Raw genomic sequence first — 6,557 nt, forward strand, 5'->3', positions numbered from 1 at the left:
TAAAGACTACATTTAAGTCTTGTTTTTCCACACCTCAAAGTACATATTTTGAGTAAAACAAGAAAGGCTAGCCGAGTAATCGACTAGCCTTTTAAACTATCTACTTTTGAGACAGCCTCTTAGTTTTAATAGGTATATTTTACATAAACCCGCTTTTGGAGACTTTGCTCATCTGGATTTAACAATGGAGGAGCAGCGGCATCAGCACTGGTTCGCATCATTTCCATTTTTGCGACTGGATAGGCAATTGGTTGGGATTCCAAGGAAACCCGATGAACTCGGATATTTTTAATTCCCAAAGTCTGTGAAATAAGTTGTGCTCTGCTTTCCGCATTTCTCAAGGCTGCCGTTAGCAACTCATCCTCTAAAGACCTCTGCGTGGCTTCAGAAATCTGGAAATGTAAATTGAAACTCATGTCTCCAGCTCCCTGAATTGATTCAACGATTTTCTGCAAGTCTTCATTCTTACTGTTTGTCACCACTCTTAATGATTGTCGGGCTACATACCCAGAATCACGCTGTGTGCCACCTCTATAGATACGATTGACATCCACTGAGTAATTATCAGCTATTAGCTTATAATCCTTGATCTTGGCTTTTTTCAAAGCATCTGCCAGCAATTGTGTCTTTTTGTTCAGCACTTGCACAGCATCGGTTACTTTCATAGCTTTTTCCTCCAAATTAATCTGGAAAGCCGCCTCATCTGGAGCAATCTTTTTCTCACTAAATCCTTCCACTTCAATCAAAGGAACAGTCATGTTGTCCTGTGCCAAAACCGGTGCTACCAAGAAGAGGGCGAATAGTATAGTCAAGTAATTTTTCATGTATTTATAATTTGATTTTAAATGATCACATGGAATCTCGCATGGTAGATAATCATCCCACTGTGTGACGCTTGAGTCATGCTCGATTTCATGTGTGTTTGGGTCTACTTGAGGGTATTCAAAATGAAAGCCAATTATTTTGAAAAATTGATTTTGTTAAGGGAAATTAAGGAAATGAGAGGTTCAAGAACCTAAGCGGAAAAATCAATTTTTCTATTTAAAATCGGTATCAGTTATTTCCACTCCAGCACTTCCATGTCATTCAATTCCGGTCCGCCACCTCGATTAGCACTTCCAGCTGCTACATAGAGTTTACCTTTATGATAAATCACTCCAGTTCCGTGTCGACCCTGGCTCAAATCAGGTAAACGCGACCAGGTGCCGGTTCGGGTGTCCAACACTTCCACTTCCGAATGTGATGCTACTTGCACTGTGCTTTCTCCGTTCATTACAAGTAAATAGGGGCCTTTTCCGATAGAAGAAGTCCCTCCTCTTGGAGTTGGCAAGCCAGCCTGAACAGTACTCCAAGAATTGGTATTGAAATCAAAAAAGTCAACCTCTGGAATCACCAATTCAAGCACTTTTCCTATTTCGGCATGGGAAGTCCTGCCGCCAGCAGCATAAATTTTATCTTCTACTAGTACCGCACCAAAGTGGTCTCTGGGTCTTGGAGCATCAGGAAGCACAGTCCATGTACCTGTTTTAGTATCATATTCATCTAGCCAAGGCACAAAGTCTGCATAGTGCCCATCTATGATTCCGCAAACCATATAGATTTTGTCACCGCGTGTCAATACACCAGCTGAGCCTCGGCGTCGATCTTCAGGAATTTCCGCGCCTTCTCGCCAAGTATTGGTTTTAGGGTTGAAAATTAAGAAGTTTTTCAAAGGAGTCTCATGTGGATATCCTCCAGTCAATGCTCCTATTACATAGATTTCATTCTTGAAAGAGATCGCCTGAAAATGATGGAATTCCATTGGTGCCATGGCCAAAGTCTTCCACATAGTAGTTTTAGGGTCATATTCTTCGATTGGTTTTACACCTCTTCCTCCAAGGAGGTAAAACTTTCCANATGGAATTCCATTGGTGCCATGGCCAAAGTCTTCCACATAGTAGTTTTAGGGTCATATTCTTCGATTGGTTTTACACCTCTTCCTCCAAGGAGGTAAAACTTTCCATCGCATTCGACGAAGGAGTTTTCATGCCTAGGCAGGGGATAGTTGGCGGTTTCTTCCGTTGTCCATTGATCAGCGGATTGAGCGAAACTAGCTAGGGTTATGAGCAGGAGTGCAAGACTGAATAAGTACTTCATAGGTGTTGGGTTTAGGTTTTAGTAGGACCAAAATAAGGTTTTTTCAATTGTGATTTGGTAAGGATGGTAAAGTAGCGTTTCTATTGAAACAGGGATGGTGAGCGTAATTATTTCAATGCGAGAATTTCTGGCGACTGAATAGTTGAAAAAATATCAATTATCAAAATCCGATTGTGGTCTTCCAAATACAGGATTTTGTAATCTCTAACAATAATTCTATAGTATTTGGGATTGATGTCGTCCTTCTGATATTGTTTTGCAAAAATGATCTTCTTTGGAGCTTGCAATAGATCAGCTCTGACATTTTTTGCTCCTTGCAATGATTTGTCTTTATAATAATCATAAATCCCCTTTAGAGATTCCTTGGCTTGTTTTGACCAAATTATTTGATGCCTTGACATCACCAATTCTCAACTTCTTTCTCTAATTCCTGCTGAGAAAGACAATCACCAGATGCTATTTCGAGCTCAGCCTTTTCTAGTCGATAGTTATATTCCTTTCTGGTGAGAGGTTTTCCTTTTACAGAATAACCTACTATCATTTCCTCTTCAAGAATTTTGTCGATTTTTTCCAGTAAAGACTCTGTGGAGACGTTCATGATTTTTTGAATCACTTCTAGCTTGGCGGTTTTCAGATCCATTTTTTCTAACATTTCTCTCAAATTAACACTTTATTAGAACTTAAAGATTTACGTGAATAAGATTTCTAACAACAATGGAGTAAGTTTTATTGTATAGGGTATTCATTTTCAATGGCGTACAAAAATCAACGCCACTTGAAATTACAAATGGCGTTCCTTATAATCCGAAATCGGTTTACCTCTCCAAATCTAGAATATCCCGGATCTTATTGATTTCTCTCATATCATCTGACAATCCCTGACCATCGCTTGCTGCGATTTTATCACGGAAAGCTGCCAGATTCGATATGTAGCTATCCAAAGCAGACAAGATATTGTCCTTGTTTTCAGTGAAAATAGGCGCCCACATCGCAGGACTTGACTTGGCCAGACGAACCGTAGAAGCAAATCCTGAACCCGCCATATCGAAGATGTTCTTCTCATCTTCCATTTTCTGAAGGACAGTTTTGCCTAGCATAAAGGAAGAAATATGCGATAAGTGCGATACAAATGCCAAGTGACGGTCATGCTCGTCAGGATCCATGAATCTCAGTTTTAGATTCAGCGCATCGAAAAGCTCGTAAGCCTTTTCTTTCAATAGTAAATCAGTTTTTTCCAGTTCGCAGATAATCATAACTTTTCTATCCAAAAGGCCAAGTGAAGCGGCTTTTGGACCTGAATATTCAGTTCCTGCAATTGGGTGAGCTGCTAGATACTGTTTCCTTTTAGGATGATCTGCCAATAGATCGCAAAGTTTGGCTTTCGTAGAGCCTACATCAAAAACTAAGGTGTGCTCCCCGATTTGATCAAGAGTTTTCAATAGTAGATCTCCCAAGGTATCTGCAGGAGTAGCCAAAATGACAATATCGGTGTCCGCATCTGGGCTGTTCTTGGCTTCCTGAATTATCCCAAGATTCAACGCCTCCTGCAGGTTTTTCTCGTCTGCATCAGTGCCGGTAATCAATATACCTGGGAATTTATCCTTTGCTGCCAAACCAAAAGAGCCGCCTAGAAGCCCTAAACCGACGATGTGTAATTTTTTCATGTGTTTACAATTGATTTTTATTAGTCACATGGAATCTCGCAAGGCTGATAATCATCCCTCTGTGTGATGCTTGAACCATGCTCGATTTCATGAGTAGTTAAAAGTTATGTATGGTCACACCTGACTGCCGTCAGCCAGGTGGAATTCGCATGAATAGTAATTATTAGCCATGCTCAGTTCCTATGTATTTATTTAATTCGGTTGATCGCTTCCAGAATCTTAAACTCAGGCATGCAAAGCGAAAAGCGTACGTAGTTTTCACCTTCCGAACCGAAGATTTTTCCAGGAGTGATGAATATATTTCTTTCGTAAAGCAACTCGTCCACAAGTTGATCGGCAGTTTTTCCATCAGGCACTTTGCACCAGACAAATAGACCTGCGGCTTTGGTGTCATAAGTCAAATTTAGCTTATCTGCCAGTTTCCAGACCAACTTTCTTCGGTTTTGATACGTGCTTTCAATATCTGAAAACCAATTTTCTCCCAGGTTTAGAGCCGCTATTGCGCCTTTCTGAATGCCCAAAAACATACCGGAATCCATGTTACTTTTGACTTTCAGCACCTTCTCTAGCCAATCCTCACGACCTACCAACATCCCTATCCGCCAGCCTGGCATATTGAAGGCTTTGCTAAGCGAATTCAACTCCATAGCGACTTCCTTCGCTTCAGGAATTGACAAAATACTGATTGGCTCCTTCGTCAAAATATGGCTGTAAGGATTGTCATGAAGCAATACAATTTCATGCTTAATGGCAAAATCCACCAATTCTTGCAAAATAGCTCTGCTTCCCGTCGCGCCGGTGGGCATATGCGGATAGTTGATCCACATGAGTTTCACTTTGCTCAGATCCTGTTTTTCTAACTCTTCCAGATTCGGTCGTCCAGCTTTAGTCAGATCAATGTTATAATAAATCGGTTTGGCACCCAGTAAATTGGTCACAGAAGTGTAGGTTGGGTAACCCGGATTGGGAACCAATACTTCATCACCGGAATTCAAGAAAGTCATGCTGAGATGCATAATTCCTTCTTTAGAACCCATCATCGGGAGGATTTCCTTGTTTGGATCTAGGCTGACTCCGTATTCTCTCGCGTAGAAATTCGCTATGGAAATTCTCAATTCAGGAATTCCCTGATAACTTTGATATCCATGAGCTTGAGGATTGTCGGCGGCACTTTTCAGCGCCTCGGATACTTGCTTGTCAGGAGCCAAATCCGGACTGCCTATTCCTAAGTTGATGACTGGTTTTCCATCAGCAATCATCTGATTAACCTCACGGAGTTTTGCGGAAAAATAGTATTCTTCTACACTGCTAACTCGATCTGCAAATCCTTTCATCTATTTCTTCTTAATTTTTTAATTTTCATCACTAGTTCTATCACTTAGAGAAAAGCATTTTAGGATGGGATGAACTCATACATTTCGGCTAATTCGGTCATCTGTCTTCGGTCTTCCGTCCACTAAACAAAGAAAATTAGTTTTATTGGATGGAGGCAGTTAAATATGTCATTTTCGACTCAAGTATTCTCCAAAAATTTTCACTTCGCCAAAACTAGTTCGAATTTCTTCAATTGTCTGTGAGAAAATTGCATGATCTTCAAAAACCAAATCGATAAAAAACGCATATTCCCAAGGTTTTTCGATCACTGGAATTGACTGGATTTTGCTCAAATCAATTCCTTTTTCGGATATCAAAGTCAGAAGTTTTGCTAAACCGCCTTTTTGGTTTTGGATCGTGACTTTTAAAGATGCTTTATCCGCTGAATTCGCTGCTTTTACAGTGTCCTTTTGCAGGATGATAAATCGGGTAAAATTACTTTTCACGGTCTGAATATCCGGCGCGAGGATCTCCATGCCATAAATATCAGCTGCAATAATTGATGCAATCGCTGCTACACCTTTCAGGTTTTCTTTAGCTATATCACGCGCTACTGATGCTGTGTCAGTATCTTCTTTAAGCTGGATCTGTGGATGCTGCGCAAAAAAAGCCTTGCACTGCAAAAGTGCCATAGGATGAGAACGAACTTCTTTAATATCATCAATAGTCTGTCCGGGAAGAGCCATGAATTGATGCCCGATAGGAAGGTAATATTCATCGCGTATGCTTAATCCATAGCGATCGATCAAATCATAATTTGGTAAAATCGCACCGGCAATCGAGTTCTCAATGGCCATCACAGCAAAATCAGCTTCGCCATTTGCCACAGACCTTGCCACAGGCTCAAAGGTAGTGAAATCCAGAATTTCTATATCCTCACCGAAATTACGCAGAGCTACTTGATGATGGAAAGAACCTGGAACACCCTGAATGGCTATTTTTAACTTACTCATGACTTAAGATTGGCTGACTATGGAAATTCCCGCAAGCTGGCAATGCTTCCAAAAGCTAGGATAAGATTTATTTACCACGGAAGGATCTTCTATACTTACACGTGTTTTGGTGATCAAAGGCATAAAAGCCATAGCCATTCGATGATCTTCATAGGTGTGGATTTTCACTGCTGCTGGCATTGTCACAGACGGGATCACCTGATATACCTCAGGGGCTATTTCCTTCAAGTCGGCACTGATCTTAGCCAATTCTTGCTGTAGGGCATAGATTCTATCAGTTTCCTTGATTTTCAAACTTTCTAATCCTGTGAATGTAGCATCCTGACCTAGGATGGCACAAGTCACTGCAATTGTTTGCGCCAAATCGGGGCAATGGGTGAAGTCCCAGGTTCTCAAACCTTTCACAGCTTGTTTTTGCAATAAAACGCCT

7 protein-coding genes and 1 pseudogene are annotated in these 6,557 nt (G+C 40.8%); all 8 read right to left on the minus strand.

Annotated elements, in window-relative coordinates; all coding sequences use genetic code 11:
• Positions 1–125: 125 nt before the first annotated feature.
• Complete coding sequence (locus U3A58_RS21460; RefSeq protein WP_323826448.1) at positions 126–824, minus strand: SIMPL domain-containing protein; 699 nt, start codon at positions 822–824, stop codon at positions 126–128.
• A 233-nt stretch (positions 825–1,057) separates the two neighbouring features.
• The gene (locus U3A58_RS21465; protein ID WP_465038370.1) at positions 1,058–1,828 is read right to left on the minus strand and encodes a Kelch repeat-containing protein; all 771 of its coding nucleotides are present in this window, start codon (positions 1,826–1,828) and stop codon (positions 1,058–1,060) included.
• Positions 1,829–2,243: 415 nt separating this feature from the next.
• On the minus strand, positions 2,244–2,537 hold the full coding sequence (locus U3A58_RS21470; protein WP_323826450.1) for a type II toxin-antitoxin system RelE/ParE family toxin: 294 nt from the start codon (positions 2,535–2,537) through the stop codon (positions 2,244–2,246).
• Positions 2,537–2,788 carry a hypothetical protein gene (locus U3A58_RS21475; protein ID WP_323826451.1) on the minus strand — a complete coding sequence of 84 codons (252 nt, stop codon included), beginning with the start codon at positions 2,786–2,788 and terminating at the stop codon, positions 2,537–2,539. Before U3A58_RS21475 ends, U3A58_RS21470 begins: the two co-directional genes overlap by 1 nt.
• Positions 2,789–2,951: 163 nt before the next feature.
• Positions 2,952–3,800 (minus strand): prephenate dehydrogenase, encoded by an 849-nt coding sequence (locus U3A58_RS21480; RefSeq protein ID WP_323826452.1) that lies wholly within the window; start codon positions 3,798–3,800, stop codon positions 2,952–2,954.
• 188 nt (positions 3,801–3,988) lie between these two features.
• Entirely contained in the window at positions 3,989–5,134 is a 1,146-nt protein-coding gene (locus U3A58_RS21485; RefSeq protein ID WP_323826453.1) for a pyridoxal phosphate-dependent aminotransferase, read from the minus strand.
• A 168-nt stretch (positions 5,135–5,302) separates the two neighbouring features.
• Entirely contained in the window at positions 5,303–6,127 is an 825-nt protein-coding gene (locus U3A58_RS21490) for a prephenate dehydratase (protein WP_323826454.1), read from the minus strand.
• Positions 6,128–6,130: 3 nt separating this feature from the next.
• Positions 6,131–6,557 (minus strand): annotated as a pseudogene (locus U3A58_RS21495) (3-phosphoshikimate 1-carboxyvinyltransferase); the annotation flags it as partial.

Origin of the sequence: Algoriphagus persicinus, from assembly GCF_035156415.1 — a bacterium.
In the GTDB taxonomy this organism is placed as follows: Bacteria; Bacteroidota; Bacteroidia; order Cytophagales; family Cyclobacteriaceae; genus Algoriphagus; species Algoriphagus persicinus.